The 2,529-nt window shown below is 40.0% G+C and carries 2 protein-coding genes; both read left to right on the forward strand.

Annotation, left to right across the window (positions count from 1 at the left end):
* Positions 1–774 precede the first annotated feature (774 nt).
* Positions 775–1,125: a hypothetical protein gene (locus BACCELL_RS02475; protein ID WP_007209936.1), complete on the forward strand. Its 351-nt coding sequence runs from the start codon at positions 775–777 to the stop codon at positions 1,123–1,125.
* A gap of 114 nt (positions 1,126–1,239) precedes the next feature.
* Positions 1,240–2,529 (forward strand): BT4734/BF3469 family protein (locus BACCELL_RS02480; protein WP_007209937.1); only part of this gene is annotated, 1,290 nt, incomplete at its 3' end.

Below are 2,529 nucleotides of genomic sequence, written 5' to 3' on the forward strand. Positions count from 1 at the left end.
AAAATTCTTGCATACGCTTGAATTTCAATCACTTGTGAACACTTTATGTAAGATACGGCAAGTATTGTGTTCTTCTTGCCCATTGATTTCCCGTAGTTGTTCATTACCATGACATATAGCAGGTAAAGAGCTATAAACTAATTAATTAAACAGATATATTATCTTTTAATCGTTCGTTTAAAAGATAGGTTGGAAGGTTGTTTTCATACTAAGATTCTTTCAACAAGAAAGTAATCTCAAAATTACAATCTCATTTCAAAGGTAACAGGCTATATATTAGTAATATATATAGGCAAAAAGAAAATATTTAATTTTTCTTTATCAGAATATTTTGTTGTTTCATTTCTGGGCATTATCTTTGCGCACATTAAACGAACGATTAAAAAACACCCATCATTTACGACAATCATTATTAACACCATATCCATACTCTCCTATCCTATCCCCTATTTCATTATTCTTGCATTTCTGTCCCGGCAATCTCTCATCCCACAGTTTCTTTTATAATAATGTACCCGCGTATACACACCCATAGGCGCGTATTTTCCTACTTTTTCTTTATACCTTGTTACACACATTCTATAAGTAATAGGTAGTAGCTCTCCATACCTATTTACCATTTTGTGTATAACACATAGAACAGAAAATATTCACTTTTACAGAAAAGAATGACAGATATTACAGATAGAACCGTTAATTTTGCTTTCGTACAGTAAACTTAAAATAAATTACTAACTTCTAAAATTGTGATTTTATGACTAAAAAAACACAATCTTGAGTATTGAACTCAACTGCAAGGATGGCTACAACATCGAAATTGAAAAGAAAGAAGACAGGATCAATATCCTGTTAGTTGAAAATGAGGCGTTTGGAGAACGGATTCTGGTCGGGGCCGAAGAAAGGAAGGAATTCCTCACTCCATGGATAAACATGCTTATGCACCACAAGAAAGAAGCAGGAATCAAAGGAACGATGGATCTGGCAAAGAAACTGGAGCACATCGTACTCTTTGAAAAAGGAAAGCATGAAAAAGGAGTTCTAGCTCTGAAAAGCATTAATACTGAAATCATTAATCTGAGAAAAGAATTTCAGGAAAAGGAGGAGCAAGTAAAAATAAAGAAGTAAACGTTCAAAATTGTGCAAAAACGCCTTTTCTCACTAAAAAGGCGTTTTTGCCATTCAGATTATTATCCCCTATTTCGTGCCGCCAATAAGGCAGATTTAAACAACTAAAAACAAATGGAAAATATTCCAGTTACCGCATACAGCGGATTCAGCAATGTACGGGGAGAAATAACACTCCGAAAAGTTATTGAAAACATCACCAAAGGGATACATGCAAAACTGATATTCAAAATCAGGCTGCTCGTCAGCCAGGGAAAGATGGAAGAGGCGAATAATGTGAAAAAACAGTTGCCTTTCTATACCGTTACAGCGGGATACAGGGAGAAAAGGCAGGCATACAGTATTACAAGGTATACACACATCATCCTACTGGATATTGACGACCAACCTGAAGAGAAGTTGGAAGGACTGAGGGAGAAAATCAATGGAGATCCCAACACGCTGGCTTCTTTCCTGACTCCCAAAGCACACGGATTCAAGATATTCGTATTCATGCGCACGAAGTATGCCACGACTCTAAGAGAAAGTCTTGCCAAAACGGGGATGGATTTCTCCACCTTGGAGAAGCATCACCGAATAATGTATGACACCTGCAAGGAATATTACGAAAAACTGCTGGATGTGGAAGTCGACGGAAGCGGGAAGGACATATCAAGAGGATTCTTCACGTCTTTCGATGAAAAGGCGTACCTCAATGAAGAACTCATGAAAGAGGTGGACGAGACACTGGCGGATATCATTCCACCCGAAAAGCCACGACCAGGAAGGAAAAAAACGGTAAGTGAGAAAGTGATAAGTGGTAAGATGATAAGTGATAAAGTGATAAGTCATGAGCTGGAGGGCGGAAAGGCGGAAGCCGAACCCTGGGAAAGGATGGAATTCAACAAGGCGGTGCTTGCGGTGAAGAGGATATCAAAGTTTGAACCGGGAAAACGGGACTGCTTCATCTTCGCACTGGGAAACAAGTGCTATACGAAAGGTCTGGAAGAGGAAGTGGTCATGCGTCTGGCACAGGAAAAATTCGGCAGTGAAGAGTTCAACGCGGCAGCGCCCATACACAACGCGTACATCTATACCGACAGGACGACGGAAGCCAACATGCGCAAGGAAGAGGAGAAGCCCGACACGATTCATCAGCTGCTCGATTTCCTGAAAACGCATTATGATTTCCGAAGGAACATTATAATGGACCGACTGGAGTATCTCGACTTCAACGAGAAGACAGAGAAATGGATAGGCAAGCTACGACCCGTAAGAGCAACAAGCTACAACGCCATATTCCTGGAACTGCAACTGGCAGGAATCAAGTGTTCGCTGGATTACGTGAAGGCGATTGTAAACTCTTCATATCCCAGGGAATTCAATCCTTTCACGGACTACATTGAGAAGCTCAAGCCATGGGAC

Origin of the sequence: Bacteroides cellulosilyticus DSM 14838, assembly GCF_000158035.1 — a bacterium.
In the GTDB taxonomy this organism is placed as follows: Bacteria; Bacteroidota; Bacteroidia; order Bacteroidales; family Bacteroidaceae; genus Bacteroides; species Bacteroides cellulosilyticus.